This window comes from Tolypothrix sp. FACHB-123 (genome assembly GCF_014697075.1).
Lineage (GTDB): Bacteria > Cyanobacteriota > Cyanobacteriia > Cyanobacteriales > Nostocaceae > Aulosira.
This window is the reverse complement of the sequence record NZ_JACJRE010000031.1, coordinates 34718-53090: the sequence shown is the minus strand read 5'-3', so window position 1 is coordinate 53090 and position 18373 is coordinate 34718. Positions and strand designations below refer to the sequence as shown.

The 18373-nt window shown below is 41.7% G+C and carries 14 protein-coding genes and 1 CRISPR repeat array; of the genes, 7 read left to right on the top strand and 7 right to left on the bottom strand.

Annotated elements, in window-relative coordinates; genetic code table 11:
- The first annotated feature begins 96 nt into the window (after window positions 1-96).
- A complete protein-coding gene (locus H6G41_RS20100; RefSeq protein WP_190747947.1) occupies window positions 97-2109 on the top strand; it encodes a caspase family protein in 2013 nt (670 codons plus the stop codon).
- Window positions 2110-2320: 211 nt separating this feature from the next.
- Here H6G41_RS20100 and H6G41_RS20095 read toward each other — a convergent pair whose 3' ends face one another.
- The gene (locus H6G41_RS20095; RefSeq protein ID WP_190747946.1) at window positions 2321-2698 is read right to left on the bottom strand and encodes a Mo-dependent nitrogenase C-terminal domain-containing protein; all 378 of its coding nucleotides are present in this window, start codon (window positions 2696-2698) and stop codon (window positions 2321-2323) included.
- Between the two features lie 568 nt (window positions 2699-3266).
- Between H6G41_RS20095 and H6G41_RS20090 the strand changes: the two genes are divergently transcribed.
- Window positions 3267-4463: an anion transporter gene (locus H6G41_RS20090; protein ID WP_190747945.1), complete on the top strand. Its 1197-nt coding sequence runs from the start codon at window positions 3267-3269 to the stop codon at window positions 4461-4463.
- A gap of 262 nt (window positions 4464-4725) precedes the next feature.
- On the opposite strand, the gene H6G41_RS20085 is transcribed toward H6G41_RS20090, so the two are convergent.
- From H6G41_RS20085 to H6G41_RS20075, 3 genes are all read right to left on the bottom strand, one after another.
- Window positions 4726-6498 (bottom strand): ribonuclease J, encoded by a 1773-nt coding sequence (locus H6G41_RS20085; protein WP_190747944.1) that lies wholly within the window; start codon window positions 6496-6498, stop codon window positions 4726-4728.
- 288 nt (window positions 6499-6786) lie between these two features.
- Complete coding sequence (gene dapA / locus H6G41_RS20080; RefSeq protein WP_190747943.1) at window positions 6787-7671, bottom strand: 4-hydroxy-tetrahydrodipicolinate synthase; 885 nt, start codon at window positions 7669-7671, stop codon at window positions 6787-6789.
- 134 nt (window positions 7672-7805) lie between these two features.
- A complete protein-coding gene (locus H6G41_RS20075) occupies window positions 7806-8843 on the bottom strand; it encodes an aspartate-semialdehyde dehydrogenase (protein ID WP_190747942.1) in 1038 nt (345 codons plus the stop codon).
- 863 nt (window positions 8844-9706) lie between these two features.
- On the opposite strand from H6G41_RS20075, the gene tig reads away from it, so the two are divergent.
- From tig to H6G41_RS20055, 4 genes are all read left to right on the top strand, one after another.
- Window positions 9707-11122 carry a trigger factor gene (gene tig, locus H6G41_RS20070; RefSeq protein ID WP_190747941.1) on the top strand — a complete coding sequence of 472 codons (1416 nt, stop codon included), beginning with the start codon at window positions 9707-9709 and terminating at the stop codon, window positions 11120-11122.
- A 305-nt stretch (window positions 11123-11427) separates the two neighbouring features.
- A complete protein-coding gene (gene clpP, locus H6G41_RS20065) occupies window positions 11428-12126 on the top strand; it encodes an ATP-dependent Clp endopeptidase proteolytic subunit ClpP (RefSeq protein ID WP_190747940.1) in 699 nt (232 codons plus the stop codon).
- A gap of 9 nt (window positions 12127-12135) precedes the next feature.
- Entirely contained in the window at window positions 12136-13479 is a 1344-nt protein-coding gene (gene clpX / locus H6G41_RS20060) for an ATP-dependent protease ATP-binding subunit ClpX (RefSeq protein WP_096644909.1), read from the top strand.
- Window positions 13480-13600: 121 nt separating this feature from the next.
- A complete protein-coding gene (locus H6G41_RS20055; RefSeq protein ID WP_190747939.1) occupies window positions 13601-14512 on the top strand; it encodes an alpha/beta fold hydrolase in 912 nt (303 codons plus the stop codon).
- A 252-nt stretch (window positions 14513-14764) separates the two neighbouring features.
- A CRISPR array of direct repeats spans window positions 14765-15751; the repeat unit is 37 nt; unit sequence GTTAAAATTTCAATTAATCCCTATTAGGGATTGAAAC.
- A gap of 115 nt (window positions 15752-15866) precedes the next feature.
- Here H6G41_RS20055 and H6G41_RS20050 read toward each other — a convergent pair.
- The 3 genes from H6G41_RS20050 to H6G41_RS20045 all read right to left on the bottom strand — a co-directional run bounded on the left by H6G41_RS20050 (window position 15867) and on the right by H6G41_RS20045 (window position 17343).
- Entirely contained in the window at window positions 15867-15980 is a 114-nt protein-coding gene (locus H6G41_RS20050) for a DUF4058 family protein (protein WP_277878164.1), read from the bottom strand.
- Between the two features lie 29 nt (window positions 15981-16009).
- The gene (locus H6G41_RS35815; protein ID WP_277878163.1) at window positions 16010-16069 is read right to left on the bottom strand and encodes a hypothetical protein; all 60 of its coding nucleotides are present in this window, start codon (window positions 16067-16069) and stop codon (window positions 16010-16012) included.
- 290 nt (window positions 16070-16359) lie between these two features.
- Complete coding sequence (locus H6G41_RS20045) at window positions 16360-17343, bottom strand: GntR family transcriptional regulator (protein ID WP_190747938.1); 984 nt, start codon at window positions 17341-17343, stop codon at window positions 16360-16362.
- 177 nt (window positions 17344-17520) lie between these two features.
- On the opposite strand from H6G41_RS20045, the gene H6G41_RS20040 reads away from it, so the two are divergent.
- Entirely contained in the window at window positions 17521-18261 is a 741-nt protein-coding gene (locus H6G41_RS20040; RefSeq protein ID WP_190747937.1) for a dienelactone hydrolase family protein, read from the top strand.
- Window positions 18262-18373 lie beyond the last annotated feature (112 nt).

The window sequence follows — 18373 nt, the reverse complement described above, 5'->3', positions numbered from 1 at the left end:
TGATAAGAATCTCCTAGACTATAAGACATAGGTTAACTTTGTTTTTTCCGCAAAGCCAACAGCAATTTCAAGCAAACAAGAAGCGACACAGAGGGGATGGTAAATTACTGGGCGATTACTATTGGCATCAATCAATATCATTTATTTCAACCTTTAAGTTGCGCTCAAGCTGATGCCGAAGCGCTGAAAGACTTTTTGGCTACAGAGGCAGGTTTTTTACCGCAAAACTGCCTACTGATGACGGATACCTCGCCACCGATCATGAGAGACAAATCTACATATCCGACGCGCGAGAATATCCTGCTGTTATTAGAAGATTTAGCCGCAAATTATTGGCAACCACAGGACTATCTTTGGTTATTCTTTAGCGGCTATGCCATTAACTACAAGGGACAAGATTATTTAATGCCGGTCGAGGGAAATCCCGATTTAGTTCAGGAAACTGGCATAGAATTGCGATCGCTCTTACAGAGTTTGCAGCTAACTGAGTTAAATGTATTGCTGATCCTGGATATCAACCGCGCTTTTGGTACCCAAGCTGATGCTCCCGTTGGTCAAGAAACTCTCGAACTGGCTCAAGAGCTACAATTAGCAACAATTCTTTCTTGCCAACCAGAGCAATTCTCCCATGAAAGCCGAGAACTAGGTCATGGATTCTTCACCGCAGGATTATTACAAGCTTTAAGTTCTGGTCATGGTAGTAATCTGGGGAATTTAGTCAATCAGCTGAGCATTCTTACCCCAGAATTATGTCAACATCATTGGCGACCAGCACAAAACCCCGTTGCTGTTGTACCATCGCCGCAGCAAATCATCCTACCGCCATTGCGCAGCAAAATTACACCAGCGAAAAGCGAAGTAGGAAACGTTATTTTTCCCGAAGAATCTTTTGTAGTGGCGCGTGCAGCACCTTCTCTCGCCACAAATTCTGGCAAAACTGCGACAAAAGTCCAAACAACAAGCAATAATCAAGCAATTTCTGGGTTAGAAACTACTATTAGCCCTAAATATCCCCCAGGGAAGCCGCCACAATTTACAGCCGTCAGCGAGAAGTTTCCCAATCAAGCAGCCCAAGGGTTTGCTGGAAATGGAGCCTCCCAGTCGGTGACGAAAAAACAATCCCAAGTACTCCCATCTGCATCACAGACGATTCATGAGGAACAGTCTCTTCCCGCTTCTTCTTCAGGTTTTATCTCTCAAGCACCTGGGACTCAGGTAAAAAAATCATTTTGGAGCCAGCTTTTGTGGTGGCTAGGAGGGAGTTTATTAATTTTAGGTTTAGTTGCAGTAGTTTTTCTGCGCAATCAAACCAGATTGAAAACGTCTGAAGTATTGACCACATCGTCTAATACGACGACTAATGAGGCGAAAGACCTGACTAATTTGCCTAATAACAGTACTGCTGTCTCTAATTCCACGACTACAGCACCACCAACTCAATCGCCAACGCCAAAACCAGCACCTACAGCCAAATCTACACCAAAGGTTACGAATTCCGAATCGCAACAGCGCAATCAAGCTGTATTGGACTTGGCGAAAATGTCTTTGCGGGAAACTCAAGCCAGCGATTTAAGTTTAGCGATCGCTACTGCGCGAAAAATTCAATCAGGCGAACCGCTTTACGAACAAGCCCAAGAAGATATTAAAATCTGGAGTCGGATGATTTTAGATTTAGCAGAAGGTCGCGCCCAACAAAAACAGTATGCAAATGCGATCGCTGCGGCACAATTAATTACTAAAGAAGAAGAACTGTATCCCAAAGCCCAAGCACTGATTAACCAATGGCGACTAGAAGCCAAGCAGTATGTTAGTAATAAAACTCTCTTAGACGCCGCTAATGCTCTAATTAGACCAGGACAAGCATCTACATATAATCGTGCTATTGAAGTAGCCAAGAAAGTTCCACCAGGACAACCAGGCTTTGATGTTGCTCAAAAATCCATCAATCAATGGAGCGAGAAGATTTTGGATTTGGCAAAAAATCGTGCTGTCAAAGGGGAACTAAATGCAGCAATTGAAACTGCGGCTTTAATCCCAGAGATGACATCTGCTTATGAAGATGCACAAGAAGCCATTCAAAAATGGCAAGTCAGGCGGATCAAAAATTAGACTCAGACTAATTTTTAGCATTTAATCCAAAATCTCAAATCTCAAATTGCTCAAGAGTCCAGAATTAACTAGCAGCTTGCTTTAATTCTGGACTCTTTGTTAATTTATGAACTCAAATTTGAGAAATGATAACTTGCAAATGGCAAATCAGGCGATCGCGAGAAAATCTCTTTTCTCTAGTCCCTAGCTCCTAGCTCCTAGCTCCTAGCCCCTAACAGTACTGAGAAATATCCTCTCCACATTCATCAGCTAGATAGCATAACGCCCGGAAACGTAAGCCAACTACTTCCTCATATAAAGGATTCAGCTTACACATTGGCGGAATATGAAATAAAGTCTTGCCAAATAACTTGACATCACGCTCAAAAGGACACTGAGCCGGAATTAACTGACACAAGCGGTGCGCCAATTTGCGATCGCGTACTTGAATACTGTCTACTTTTTGTCGTAAGGGCTGGAGGATATCGCCAGAAGACTTAGTAGCAGAATGTGGCAGCTGGTTGACTTGGGTATTAGTAGCTTCTGCTTGATTAATTGATACCCAGCTTGCCAAGAAAATTCTTTTTGTGGTATTATCAAATACCTTCATGGTTACTCCTCTATTTGATGGAGGGTATTCACCTTTACGATGAACATATACATAGTGGCTTAGACTCTTCCCGGAAAAATCTTGTTTCTACTAGATGCAATCTGATGTTATCCGTAGCCACTTAAATGAGAACTCATTTATAACTACGTCAAGTTAAACGCAATTTCCCTGGAATCGGAAGTGTGATCTGCTGATCTTGTTCATAACTTGACATAGTTAAGATTTTAGTGAAGACATCTATCTTTGGATGGGTTTTGCACTATTTGTTACAAAATTTAATTACCTAGTATAACGTTGAGTAAAAATACTAACTGCTAGATTGTATACAAATCTGTAAGCTGATGCAGAATACTATTGCGCTTCCTAGTTGTAACAATTAAACGGAGACAAGGTTATCGGGAAGTAAAGATGGGGTGAATGATATATAGCAAGATTTTGGAGAATTGTTATTAGCTTGACAGCAGCTTTTTTACCATGTGCTGTTAGGTATGTCAACTATTAGGTAAAAATTTCTTGTCTCCTGATCCTGCTCCTTAGCCCCTGTCTCCTCCATCACTAGGTAACGCAAGTGATTATCCGACAATTTGCAATCTATGGCGTTTTAGGGTTGACTTACTTGGGCTTGGCATTGGGTTACATCCCTGGATTACGCATGAACCGTGCCACTATAGCCCTAGTGGGTTCTGCTTTTTTAATTGCCTTGGGTGCTGTAAATTTAACAGAGGCATGGCAAGCTATTGATGCTAATACCATCGTATTTTTGCTGAGTATGATGGTAGTCAATACTAGTCTAACTTACGCCGGATTTTTTGCGCGATCGCTCTCTATATTATTGAGCATTACCCGCAGTCCTCTTGGCTTATTGATAGCTTTAACCTTTGGTAGCGGTATCCTCTCTGCCGTATTTCTTAATGATACAGTAGCATTAATTTTTACACCATTGGTTTTGAGCTTAACTCAAGCCTTGAGTTTAAATCCCATACCTTATTTACTAGCGATTGCAGGTGCAACTAATATAGGTTCTGTAGCCACTTTGAGTGGTAATCCTCAAAACATTCTCATAGGTTCTTTCTCAGGAATTCCCTACCTAGATTTCCTTTGCGCACTCGCTCCAGTCGGCTTAATTGGCTTAGTAATTCAGATAGGCTTGCTATGGTTACTTTATCCTGATGTTCGTTCTACCCAGGCTTGTCAGCAATTAGCATCTGGAAACTACCGGATTTACAAACCTTTATTTAATAAAACATTAGTTATCACTACAGGATTACTTATCGCCTTTGCTGTTGGTCTACCTCTAGCGGAGTCGGCTTTAGTTGCTGCTAGTTTGTTGTTGATTACGCGACGAATTAAACCACAGCGCATTCTCCAAAGAATCGATTGGAATTTGCTAGTGATGTTTTCCGGCTTGTTTATTTTGACGCGAGTTACAGAAAAATTAAATTTACTACAATTATTTACTCATGCAGTCAATAATTCTGCAAATTTTTTGAGTGTAACTGTTATTTTATCTAATCTAATATCTAATGTTCCGGCTGTACTCTTATTGCATCCTTTGATTCCCAAAGATAATACCCCATATTGGCTATTACTTGCAGCCGGATCTACATTAGCGGGTAATCTCACCTTATTTGGTTCAGTTGCTAACTTAATAGTTGTCGAAGCTGCTAAAAATTTAGGGTATAAGTTAACATTTCTCGACCATCTCCGCTTTGGTGTACCGCTAACATTATGTACTTTAATTTTGGCTTACCTATGGATTCACTAGGTAATCAAAGATGATTTTTTGATTACTTAGTTAGTAATTTTGACTGGCGTCGTGGTCATGGAAATTTACTCCGAAACTGCTATAGCTTAGCTCCAAATATAGAAACTATACCTTTCAAGTTTCAGAAAATTTTACTGAAAAAAAGATTTTATGAGTCAACATTAAGCTATGTAAGAGAATTTTTTTCACACCAAAACGCAAAGACACTTAGAAATAACTTTGCGTCTTCGCGTCTTTGCGTTAAATTGTAATTCTAAATACCTTACGAAGCTACCTGAGCAGCAGTCCTAGGCCGCCGTCTTCTCCCATCGCTAACTTTTACAGGTGGCTCATCAGGAATCTGCATTAACAATGTCACAGTAGGTTGACATTGCAATTCCCGACGGATGGAGCGTTGTAATTCTCTCTCTAACATCCCTTGCAAACCACCCCAATCGACTTCGGGTTGCTCTCCTTCACCAGGTTGGGCGAATTCTGACCAACGAACGCCCAAAATTTCTTCAATTCGCTGTTGTACCCATTTTTGTAAGAGCGATCGCTCTATACTGGTTACCACACCCCGTAGGTGAATTTCTGGCTTGGCTAATAATTTACCACTCCAATCAATGGCTGCGGCAATAGTGACAATCCCTTCCGAAGCCATGCGCTGGCGTTCTTGCAATACCTTAGCGCTGACCATCCCAGAACTAGTAGTATCTACCAATTCAATTCCTGATGGAACTTTCCCAGATACACGAATCGCGCCTTCTGTCAATTCCACGATATCGCCATTCTGGATAATCACCATATTTTCTTCGGGAATACCCATACTTTGCGCTGTTTGCGCGTGCTTCACCAACATTCGATGTTCGCCGTGAAATGGTACGAAAAACTTCGGTTTGGTTAAAGCAATCATCAGTTTTTGGTCTTCTTGACAACCGTGACCAGAAACGTGAATTCCTTTTTCTCGTCCATAGACAACGTTTGCGCCTTGGAGCATCAGTTTATCTATAGTATTTACCACAGCGATAGTATTTCCGGGAATTGGGTTAGCGGAAAATACTACCGTATCCCCTGGGCGAATTTTAATATGGGGGTGTTCTTTGTTAGCAATTCTTGTCATTGCTGACATCGGTTCGCCTTGAGACCCTGTGGTCAAAATTAGTACATTTTCTTCAGGTAGATTGCGGACAGTATGTAAAGGTTGTAACAGATGTTCGGGACATTTGATGTAGCCTAGATTACGCGCATGGGCAATCAAATTCAACATTGAACGACCGACGACTGTCACTGTACGGTTATACTTCTGCGCCAGTTCCAAAATCATGTTGATGCGATGGACACTAGAAGCAAAAGTAGTGACAAATAATCTTCCTGGGGTTTGGGAGAATACCCGTTCAAGATTGGGATATACAGAACGTTCTGAAGGAGTAAATCCGGGTACTTCTGAGTTTGTCGAATCGCTTAACAAACAAAGCACGCCTTTTTCGCCATGTTCTGCTAGCCGTTGTAAGTCAAATTTTTCTCCATCAACTGGGGTGTGGTCGATTTTAAAATCTCCCGTGTGGATCACTATACCTATGGGTGTATGAATCGCTACGGTGAAGCTATCAGCAATGGAGTGGGTGTTGCGAATGTATTCGACAAAGAAGGATTTGCCAATTCTGACGACATCACGGGGTAAAACAGATCTTAACTCTGTGCGATCGCGTACCCCAGCTTCTTCTAATTTTCCCTCTAGCATCGCCATTGCTAGTCTGGGCCCATAAATTACAGGTATTTCAAATTGTTTGAGGTGAAATGCAATCCCACCTATGTGGTCTTCATGACCGTGGGTAACAATCATGCCTTTAATTTTATGGCGATTTTCCCGGAGATAGGTGGTATCTGGCAGGACAATATTGACACCATGCATTGCCTCTGTGGGAAAGGCTAAACCTGCATCTAATAAAATAATTTCGTCGTCGTACTCGAAAACACAGGTATTTTTACCAATCTCATGTAATCCGCCCAAAGGAATAATTTTTAGGGCGGAGCTTGTATCGTTTTTAGCCATTTGCTCCTTGAATTGTTGTTTGTGGTTAATTTAAGTTAATAAAGTTAGCATCTTGTATCAAAGACAACATTAGCTGTCTTATCCGGACATTCCCAAAGCAGCCTAATTTAAATCAGATTTTTCTATTGTTTGTTCAATAAAAATGGATTTTACGCTGAAGGATTCATATTATAGCTATTCAGTCGTAACACAGGAGTTGCCACTGTACCTGGTAAAAATTATGTATTTTCCTTGTTTCTTATGTATCTGTAGTAACCCTGAACTTGCTAGCAAGTAACAAGCTGCTACTTAGATTAAACTAAGTTCTTTGAGAACCACCTCTAACTTGTGACTAATTTCTGGTTCAGCTTCACATAAAGGTAGCCGAGTTGAACCAACCTCCCAACCTTGAATTTTTAATGCTGTTTTCACGGGAATGGGATTTGTAGTTAAAAATAAAGCTTTAAACAGCGGAAAAAGTTGCAGATGTATTGCAGTCGCTACTTCAAATTTTCCGACATTAAAGGCTTGGATCATCTGCTGTAGTTGGTTTCCTACCAGATGCGAAGCTACGCTCACCACACCTTTAGCACCGATCGCTAACAAAGGCAAAGTTAAAGAATCATCTCCAGCGTAAATCTGAAATTCTTTTGGTGTCAAGCGGCGAATTTCACTTGCTTGGTCTAAACTCCCACTAGCTTCTTTTATACCAACAATATTATTAATCTCCGCTAACCGGGCAACTGTTTCTGAACTGAGGTTTTGTCCAGTACGACCGGGAATGTTATACAACAGGATAGGTAAGTCGGGACAGGCTTGCGCTACCGCTTGAAAGTGCTGATACAGTCCAGCTTGGGGCGGTTTATTGTAATAGGGGACAACTTGTAGAGTCCCATGTACTCCTATTTTAGCTGCCTTTTGAGTGGCGGCGATCGCTTCTTTGGTGGAATTAGAACCACAGCCGGCGATGACTTTGGCTTTTCCCGCTACCGCCTGCAACACTTCCACAAACAGCTGATACTCCTCATCCCAAGTTAAGGTAGGAGATTCACCTGTTGTACCACATACCACCAATGTATCTGTACCGTTATTCGCTAGATGTGCTGCTAGTTCTGCCGCTACATCATAGTTGACACTACCGTCTTCTTTAAACGGCGTAATCATAGCGGTTAAAACTCTACCAAAATCTCCCACCCTTTTTGTACTCCTGATTATCCTTTTTGTTATTTTTCGCTTGGTGGTTTTATTTTCATAATTGTCAGTTGTCAACTGTCAGTTGTTAGTTGTCAGTTGTCTAAAACCCATGACGAATGACAATTGACAATTGACTAATGACTAATAGCTAATGGTTTTAGTAGATTTTTTTCTACTAATAACTCAGCAATTTGCACTGCGTTTAATGCTGCACCTTTACGAATTTGATCGCCACATAGCCACAGTTCTAAACCACAAGGATGAGAAATGTCTTGACGAATTCTGCCTACTAAAACTTCATCTCGACCAGTGGCTTCAATTGGCATAGGGAAGTGATTTGATTGCCAATCTTCTACCAACTTAACTCCAGGAGAGTGGCTTAAAATTTCTCTAGCTGACTCTGGGCTAAAGGGGGTCTCGAATTCTATATTAACTGCTTCTGAGTGGGCGCGAAGTACGGGAACCCGCACACAAGTGGCAGTAATTCTTATTTGTTGGTTACTAAAGATTTTACGGGTTTCGTTGACCATTTTCATTTCTTCTTCACAATAGCCCCAATCGGTTAAAGGAGAATTGTGGGGAAAGAGATTAAATGCCAACGGATAAGGTAATACTTCGGCGACTGGGGTTTTGCCTGCTAAAATCGCCTGGGATTGGGTTTGCACTTCTGCCATTGCTTTGGCACCTGCACCACTGGCAGACTGATAAGTGGCGACTACTAGCCTTTTGATCGGTTGAATTTGATGTAACGGCCAGATTGCCACTGCCATTAAAATTGTCGTGCAATTGGGGTTGGCAATGATGCCTTGATGAGTTGCTGCGGCTTGGGGATTTACCTCTGGGACGATTAAAGGTACGGACTCTTGCATCCGGAAGGCACTAGAGTTATCGATGACAACTGCGCCTTTTTCTACGGCTTTGGGGGCCCAAGCTTTGGATGTGGAACCACCAGCACTGGCAAGGACAATATCTACACCTTCAAAGGCGCGATCGCTGACTGCCTCTATTGGTAAATTTTCTCCTTTAAAGGAGATTGTCCGCCCCACACTCCTCTCGGAGGCTAACAATTTTAAATTTGCTACCGGGAAATTCCGGCTTTCTAGTAATTCCAACAACTCAGTGCCCACTGCACCAGTTGCGCCCAGAATAGCTACATTATAGGATTTAGACAACCTTACTTCCTCCTTTAAGAGGTTATTTATGATTTATTTAACAGATGCAAAAAATACAAAACTTATTTCACTAAGGAATAGGAGTAGTAAACATTAACTTTAAATAAATTTTATTTAATTATTTACTTTTATTAATTTATCCCTAGGGCTTTCCCTATAGATATTATTGAAGATTTCTTGATTTTAATAAATTTAGTAACGCTTCGCTTTTGCCTTATTTACTTTCTTTTGCTGACATTCATATTTTGTTACTTTTCTTTAAATTATATTATTATACAACGAATTTATTAGCGATGAAAGAATTAAAATTCTGTAATTAAGTATTGTTGGAGTTTCATGATTTTCCAGTTCAGTCAACAATTGTGCCTGGGAAATTGTGCTGCCTAGATGATGGATGTACTATGATCCAAGTGAACTAAAACCAGCAAAACAATCGACTGAGCTATGCAGTAGAGCCGTCAGTGCCAATAAATCCCGACTGGGATTGCAAATTCCTACTTGAAAACCAGGATATCACGCTGTTAGCCCTCTGAATCATAAATCCACTTATGTGCTTAGATATGGAGTGTGCAACCCCCAATATCAGTAGATAATTTTGTGGTTTTGCATGACGCAACAGTCTTGGGGAATGAGGATGAAACATTGATTGTCATCAACCGTAGAGGTGCGATCGGTAAACTTATTGCACTAAAGTGTTCAGTCATTTGCCATTAGCAGTACACTGGATCTCTGCTGCCGGGCACAGATTGAGATTAGGATTCTCATGATGCCCGATCCAGCCAAGAGATAGCAACGAACAGCAGCGAGCGATCGCGTGCGTGTCTGTACTCGGAGTTAAAAATACCAGAAATCAGAGACGAAGCATGAAAGTCACCCAGGAAAAACTTCCCGCCAGTCAAATAGGGCTGGAAATAGAGATTACACCAGAGATTACCAAACAAACCTACGAACAGGTAATTAAAAACCTAGCCAGTACTGCCAATATTCCTGGGTTTCGCAAAGGCAAAGTGCCTCGGCAAATATTGCTCCAGCGCCTAGGTACCACTCGCATCAAAGCAGCCGCCCTAGAAGAACTAATTCAAGATGGCATAGAAAAAGCTGTTAAACAAGAAGACATTAAAGCAATTGGACAACCACAGTTACGCTCTGACTTTGAAGAATTAATTAATAATTATCAACCAGGGCAACCACTGACTTTTTCTGCGGCTGTTGATGTAGAACCAGAAATCGAGCTAGAAAAATATACAGGTTTGCAAGCCAAAGCTGAGGAAATCAAATACGATCCGGCTCGCGTTGATGAAGTTCTCGATCAAGAACGGCAAAAACTCGGCACTTTGATTCCCGTGGAAGGACGTGCAGCCCAAATTGGCGATACCGCTGTTTTAGATTTTAAAGGCGTATTAACTAAAGCTGAGGGTGAAGACGAATCCGCAGAACCTACCCCAATTCCCGGTGGCGAAGCATCGGATTTTCAAGTGGAATTATACGAAGATCGGTTTATTCCCGGATTTGTTTCTGGCATTGTAGGGATGAATCCTGGGGAAACCAAAGAAATTTCTGCTCAATTCCCCGATCCTTATGCTAATGAAGAGTTAGCAGGTAAACCAGCTTTGTTTACCGTGACACTCAAGGAACTCAAGGAAAAAGAATTACCAGAATTGGATGATGACTTTGCCCAAGAAGTCAGCGACTTTGATACCTTAGCGGAATTAAGAGCTTCTTTAGAAGAGCGCTATCAAAAAGAAGCCGAACAAAAAACCAAAACTAATCAGCAAGAAGCCTTATTAGCCGAACTACTGAAGCACGTAAAAGTTGACTTACCCGCAACTTTAATTGAGCAAGAAGTCGATGCTATGCTGACACAAACAGCTATCAGGCTATCGCAGCAAGGATTGGATGTCAGGAAATTATTCACCCAAGATATTATTCCCCAGTTACGGGCGCGATCGCGTGATGAAGCCATTGAACGCCTACAACGTTCCCTCGCCTTACGGGAAATCAGCAAACGCGAATCTCTCCAGGTGACAGACGCAGAAATTCAAGCTAGAGTCACAGAGTTGCTGGAGCAGTACCCAGAAGAAGAAGTGGACGAGGATAGACTACTTTCTGTAGTGGAAAACGAACTAGCAACCGAAAAAATCGTTGATTGGCTGTTAGAAAACTCAACAGTAGAACTTGTCCCCGAAGGTTCTTTAAGTACCCCAGACGAGGAAGCAGCAGAATCAGCCCCAGAAAGCGCAGCAGAAACTAGCGAAGCGGCTGCAACTGAAGGGGAATAGGCTGTAGAGGGCAGAGGAAGCAGAGGAAGCAGAGGAAGCAGAGGAGAAATAACCTATAACCTATACCCAATGCCCAATGCCCAATGCCCAATGCCCCACATCCCAATTTTCCCGCTAGAATGGTTAACAAATGTTAAAGAAATCACCACATCTAGTGCTATCTTCGCGAGATACTGGGTTAAACGAGAAAAATTTAGATGAGGCATAATGGTTAACACACAGAGCAAATGAAAATCTAAATTAGTTAAAGAGGCAGTTTATTGCTGCTTCGCTGTTTGTCCCACTTAGTTGTCAAATATTTTTTTATGCTTTTATCGCAGTCGGGAAATTACCCAATTAACAGCTTAAGTCAAATCAATATCAATTCTCACTTAAGCGGCCCAAACAACATTGTACCAATGGTGGTAGAACAATCGGGTATGGGAGAAAGGGCATTTGATATCTACTCCCGCCTGCTCAGAGAGCGGATTATCTTTTTGGGAACGCCAATCGATGATGCTGTTGCCAATTCGATTGTTGCTCAATTATTATTCCTGGATGCTGAAGACTCTGAAAAGGACATTCAGCTATACATTAATTCTCCTGGTGGTTCGGTCTACGCAGGCATGGCAATCTATGATACAATACAACAAATCCGTCCCGATGTTGTAACTATCTGTTTTGGATTAGCCGCTAGCATGGGGGCCTTTTTGCTCACAGCAGGGACTAAGGGTAAGCGTATGTCTTTACCCGACTCTCGGATTATGATTCACCAACCGCTTGGTGGTGCGCAAGGGCAAGCAATTGACATCGAAATTCAAGCCAGAGAAATTCTTTACATTAAGGGTAAATTAAATCAGTTACTGTCTCAGCATACTGGTCAATCCTTAGAAAGAATTGAAGCAGATACAGAACGCGACTTTTTTATGTCGGCAGAAGAAGCGAAAACCTACGGTTTGATTGACCAAGTCATTTCCAGACAAAATATTCCCACACCAGGGGAAAACGTCACCATTCTGAAATAAGAGGCTGGTATGTCTAAGTACGACTCCCATTTAAAATGTTCGTTTTGTGGCAAGTCTCAAGAGCAGGTGCGTAAATTGATCGCAGGGCCGGGAGTCTACATCTGCGATGAATGCGTTGACTTGTGTAATGAAATACTTGATGAGGAATTGCTCGACACTAATGGTGCCGCCGCGTCGCAACCAGCACCAAAATCCGAGCCTCCGCAAAAACGCCGTACCCGCTCTTCCAGTCTTTCGTTTAACCAAATACCCAAACCTAGAGAGATTAAAAAGTATCTAGACGAACACGTTATTGGTCAAGACGAAGCCAAAAAAGTCCTGTCAGTGGCGGTTTACAACCACTATAAGCGGCTGGCAATAGTTCAGTCGAAAGCGAGTGGTAAACCAGGGACAGAAGACGCTGTAGAACTGCAAAAGTCAAATATTTTGTTAATCGGCCCGACTGGCTGTGGCAAAACACTTTTGGCGCAAACCCTAGCAAAAATTCTTGATGTGCCCTTTGCTGTTGCCGATGCCACAACTTTAACAGAAGCTGGGTATGTGGGCGAAGATGTGGAAAACATCTTGCTGCGACTGTTACAGGTGGCAGATTTGGATGTGGAAGAAGCGCAACGGGGAATTATCTACATCGACGAAATTGATAAAATTGCCCGCAAGAGTGAGAACCCTTCAATTACCCGCGATGTCTCTGGTGAAGGCGTACAGCAAGCTTTGCTGAAAATGCTCGAAGGAACGATCGCTAATGTACCACCCCAAGGCGGCCGGAAACATCCCTATCAAGATTGCATCCAGATTGATACCAGCAACATCCTATTTATCTGTGGTGGAGCCTTCGTAGGTTTAGAGAAGGTTGTAGATCAGAGAGTGGGCAAAAAGTCAATCGGCTTTGTACAACCGGGAGAAGGACAAACCAAAGAAAAACGAGCAGCCGATACGCTCCGCTATTTAGAGCCAGACGATTTAGTGAAATTTGGCATGATTCCGGAATTTATCGGGCGGATACCAATGGTAGCCGTGGTAGATCCGTTAGATGAAGAAGCTTTGATGGCGATTCTCACCCAACCACGCAGCGCCTTAGTCAAGCAGTACCAAAAACTGCTGAAGATGGATAATGTCCAATTAGACTTTAAACCAGAAGCCTTGCGAGCGATCGCTCAAGAAGCCTATCGCCGCAAAACTGGTGCGAGAGCATTACGGGGCATTGTCGAGGAACTGATGTTAGATGTCATGTATGAGTTACCATCTCGTAAGGATGTAACTCGCTGTACAGTGACGCGAGAAATGGTAGAGAAGCGTTCCACTGCCGAACTTTTAGTACATCCCTCTTCCCTACCGAAGCCAGAATCAGCATAACAGTCAACACTTCGACAGAGCTTCAGTGACCGCAGTCAACAGTCATCAGTCAATAGTTTTTAGCACCAAAAAATAATCAATAATAAAAAACAAATGACTAATGACAAAGGACAATTGACCAATGCCTTACATTAAGGTTCGTGGTGTTGAGCATTATTATGAGTGGGTGAAAAAACCATCTAATTCCTGGGTAAAGCCAGTGATGGTTTTCATCCACGGTTGGGCTGGTTCGGCTAGGTACTGGCGCAGTACGGCTAATGCTTTAGTAGATCAATTTGATTGTTTGCTGTACGATTTACGAGGATTTGGGCGTTCTCGTGGTAAACCAAGTATAATCCAAGCTAGTGAATCTGTTGCCGAATCGCGATCGCTTGCTGAAGAAGCCGCAGCAATTCAAGAATTAACTTATGAATTAGAAGAATACGCTGATGATTTGGCTGCATTGTTAGAAGAATTGCAGCTTCAGCGTGTTTATATTAACGCTCATTCGATGGGCGCATCCATCGCTGCTTTGTTTTTTAACCGCTATCCCCAGAAAGTTGAACGGGGAATTTTGACTTGTAGCGGAATTTTTGAATATGATGAAAAAGCCTTTGCAGCTTTTCATAAATTCGGTGGCTATGTAGTTAAATTCCGTCCCAAGTGGTTAAATAAAATACCCTTTGTTGACAGGATGTTTATGGCGAGGTTTCTGCATCGCCCCATACCCAAAGCCGAACGCCAAGCTTTTTTACAAGATTTTCTTGAAGCTGATTATGATGCGGCTTTAGGGACAATTTTTACTTCGGTAAGTAAAGCCCAATCGGAAGTGATGCCTCAGGAGTTTGCTAAATTGACAGTACCCGTACTGTTAGTTGCGGGGGAGTATGACAAAATTATTCCGGCTCCAATGGGACGGCAAGCTGCGGCAATGAATGATAATGTTGAGTTTGCGATGATTCCTGATACAGCACATTTTCCTATGTTAGAAGATGCGTCTACTTACCTGCGGCGAGTGGGGGAATTTTTGCAAATTCCCGTAGCAGTTGATTAAGGGAATGACAATTTCCTATGCAGAATGCGCGGATGGGTAGGTGTTGAAAATAGGATTTTGACACAAATAGCTGAAACTCCTTATCTGTAAGAATTTCACCAGTTAATTACTTATCTATTGTCCGCGCACCTTACGCAGACTGACTTTCAGCGATTTTGGGTTTGCTTGTTTTCTATAGCTTGTGTTATGATTTACTCATCCGCGCACCAGAACCTTGAAAACCTTATATTGCTTAACTTTCGGGCTTCCGCTGTTAAAATTTCAATTAATCCCTATTAGGGATTGAAACTAAAAAGTTTTTCAACATCTTTTAAACCTTTTTCAGGTTAAAATTTCAATTAATCCCTATTAGGGATTGAAACTTGTAAGTATCGTTTCTTCTAATGATTCAAAAACTCTGTGTTAAAATTTCAATTAATCCCTATTAGGGATTGAAACGCTAAACCGTCTTATTTAAAAAAAGTAGTTAAAGGTTAAAATTTCAATTAATCCCTATTAGGGATTGAAACAGGGAGAGCTAGAAAAATGATTGCTCGACAAGTAGGGTTAAAATTTCAATTAATCCCTATTAGGGATTGAAACGGAGAGTTAGCGCCAGCTAATGATATGTGACCACCGGGGAAGTTAAAATTTCAATTAATCCCTATTAGGGATTGAAACCCTTGCTGAATGTCCAGGGATGGCGATCGCATGTATGTTAAAATTTCAATTAATCCCTATTAGGGATTGAAACGATTATTCTAGTACATGCGAACTAATGAAAATATTTATGCGTTAAAATTTCAATTAATCCCTATTAGGGATTGAAACCTAAGTATGGGCGCTTTTCTGTGGTTTAAAGTTTTCGTTAAAATTTCAATTAATCCCTATTAGGGATTGAAACATTTTCATCTTGCAGTTTGGGAGAGATGCCAAGCCGTTAAAATTTCAATTAATCCCTATTAGGGATTGAAACATGCTGGAATCTATGCATCCAAGCATCAAATTTTTGTTAAAATTTCAATTAATCCCTATTAGGGATTGAAACGAAGCAACGCAAGTCTGCTGCATGAGTGGCGTGTTAAAATTTCAATTAATCCCTATTAGGGATTGAAACGATAAGGCTGTAGAGTTTGCCAAAAGTATCGATACGTTAAAATTTCAATTAATCCCTATTAGGGATTGAAACCAGCAAACTTGTATTTTCTACCATTCAAGTATTCGTTAAAATTTCAATTAATCCCTATTAGGGATTGAAACATAGAGCGTGTGACTTATAACGGTGAAGAAATTGTTGAGAAGAAAAAATTGAATTTTTTGTAAAATTTGCGTAAATCTGATTTATTAATTTCTCAATCCCTTCTCTTTTAAAACATCACTTAACCAAACTAGATTGCACCGCGACATCAGCAACACCAACTAGTAAAGAATCTTCATCAATTGCTTGGTATATTCGCTTTTCAATGGCAACTTTATATTTAGGACGCAATTGCGGATTCAATTTTCGGAAAATAGCAGCTATGAGCAGATTGTGGATTTCTGAGCGAAAATAATGGGATTATCTAAATAGGGGTTCATCCCCGGAAATGGTGAAGCCATCGCCACACCTCTAAATAGTTGATAATTTAATTCTTACAACTTTAATATCGCCCAATCATAAACTTTTCACTACTTCAATCTAAGTTTGGAAAAATCCTAGAGTTGAGACGTTGTTTTTTAGGTAATGCGATCGCATCATGCAACTGTTCTCAATCGACAAGTGTTTAAAGCCACAGGTAATCAATTTTAAAACACACTCTAATAGCGATCGCTCTCCTTTTTGCGTCTCTGCGCCTTTGCTTAACCATCAAAGGACACAGAGATAAAAATTAACCTAAACCCAATTCCCGTTTTAATAAATTAATCGACTTACTACCAATATAATTATCAACCTTAATCAACTTGGGCGGACGAATAATATCTTCCGCAGCAGCTTGTACTGCTGCTTGCACCAAGGCAAAACTTGCTTGATCGCTGATAATTACTTCAGCCCGCTTAACGATCGCTTGTAGTTTGTAAGCGTCTTTTGGTTGGGTAGTCATCACCAGTAGTTCATCTCCCCGCAACCCGTGAAGAATTACTTCAGCCGCGCGGGCGATTCCGGAACTAAGACTCACTATACCAACGCAGTTCTCTTTGGGTAAAGTTTTCAGCAGGTTCAGTTCTTTGGAATAGTCGTAAATATCTAGGGGAATCACCCTGACGGCTTTTGGCGCGGCGATGCTTTCTACCTCGCTAATAAAATACCGACTAGTGACGACTGTAGCCGAGGAAGTTTTATCTAGAACAGATGCTAATTCTTCCATTGGGATCAACTGGATCGGTATTCGCAGGTCTTTTTCTAATTCATAAACCATCAATTCACCTGCACCGATGTCGTAAGTAGGTACAGCTACTAACACCTGAGCGCTACAACGCAAGCGCCAATCTATTTCTGCTAAAAATAATTCTCGCGCTTCCGACAGCGAACAACCTTGAGAAAGTAGTTCATCAAGTGCTTGCTGGACAATTTTATCTGCTTCGGGATGTTGTTTGAGGATAGGTGATTGCAGTTTGCTACCACCCTCATGACCTTGGGCGCGGACATAAATCCCGGAACCAGCTAGACTTTCGACAAATCCGTCTTCTTCTAACTGACGATAAACTTTACTAATTGTATTGCGGTGTAAGCCTGTTTGCATTGCCAGTGCCCGCGTGCTTGGTAGTTTATACCCAGGTGGATATTGCCGGGAAGCGATCGCAAACCGGATTTGATTAAACAGCTGGGTGGATGCGGGAATTTCACTGTCTGGCTGAATACGGAACTGAATCATCACCAAACCTCTTAAGTGCTAATAGCGGCATGTTACCAGCTGCATCTGCTACTTGGAATTTCTCTAAGGAAAATCTCTCGTATACTGACTTTTGTTAGTTGATAATCTGATGGCAGAAAGCTTCGAGATACTGGCATATTTATATCAAATGTTCGTGCAACCCTGGTAAAAACTATTATGACAGAGCAAGCAATCGACACCACAACAGTTCAAATTTCTCAAGATAATCTTTCAATAGTAGCTTACTTAGCACAACCGCGGGCATCAGGCTCTTACCCAGCAATTGTAGTGTTGCAGGAGATTTTCGGGGTGAACGAGCATATTCGCGATGTCACAGAACGAATCGCTAAAGAGGGTTATGTGGCGATCGCTCCTGCACTGTTCCAACGTCAAGCACCGGGCTTTGAAACTGGCTATACTTCTGAAGATATCGAAATTGGTAGAGGCTATGCCATGCAAACTAAAGCCTCAGAGTTATTGGGCGATATTCAAGCTACAATTGATTACCTCAAAACCCTGCCAAATGTTAAGCAAGATAGCTTCGGCTGTATTGGCTTCTGTTTTGGCGGTCATGTAGCATATCTTGCTGCTACCATACCAGATATCAAAGCTACTGCTTCCTTTTATGGTGCAGGAATTACTACCCGTACACCAGGGGGTGGTGAACCGACGGTGAAACGTACTCAAGATATTAAAGGTACGCTTTATGTATTATTTGGGATGGAAGACAGCAGTATTCCTGCGGAACAGGTAGACGAAATTGCAGCAGCGTTAGAAAAATACAAGATTCAGCACCGTGTCTTTCGCTACGATGGAGCTGATCACGGATTTTTCTGCGACCGTCGCGCCAGCTATAATCCTAAAGTTGCAGCCGATGCTTGGGAGCAGGTAAAACAACTCTTTGGTCAACGGGCCTAATAAACCTACACCGTCAGTTGTCAGGCATCAATAGTCAGCAGTTAGTCTACAGCAACTGATCCTGTAAGTTCTCCAGTTGTGAATTATGGTAACCAAAAAAACCAAACTACTC

Excerpts from the sequence above, each read along its gene's own strand:
- H6G41_RS20045 (WP_190747938.1), bottom strand. The coding sequence starts at position 17,343 with ATGATTCAGTTCCGTATTCAGCCAGACAGTGAAATTCCCGCATCCACC.
- H6G41_RS20085 (WP_190747944.1), bottom strand. The coding sequence starts at position 6,498 with ATGGCTAAAAACGATACAAGCTCCGCCCTAAAAATTATTCCTTTGGGC.
- clpX (WP_096644909.1), top strand. The coding sequence starts at position 12,136 with ATGTCTAAGTACGACTCCCATTTAAAATGTTCGTTTTGTGGCAAGTCT.
- H6G41_RS20100 (WP_190747947.1), top strand. The coding sequence starts at position 97 with ATGGTAAATTACTGGGCGATTACTATTGGCATCAATCAATATCATTTA.
- H6G41_RS20095 (WP_190747946.1), bottom strand. The coding sequence starts at position 2,698 with ATGAAGGTATTTGATAATACCACAAAAAGAATTTTCTTGGCAAGCTGG.
- tig (WP_190747941.1), top strand. The coding sequence starts at position 9,707 with ATGAAAGTCACCCAGGAAAAACTTCCCGCCAGTCAAATAGGGCTGGAA.
- H6G41_RS20040 (WP_190747937.1), top strand. The coding sequence starts at position 17,521 with ATGACAGAGCAAGCAATCGACACCACAACAGTTCAAATTTCTCAAGAT.
- H6G41_RS20055 (WP_190747939.1), top strand. The coding sequence starts at position 13,601 with ATGCCTTACATTAAGGTTCGTGGTGTTGAGCATTATTATGAGTGGGTG.
- clpP (WP_190747940.1), top strand. The coding sequence starts at position 11,428 with ATGCTTTTATCGCAGTCGGGAAATTACCCAATTAACAGCTTAAGTCAA.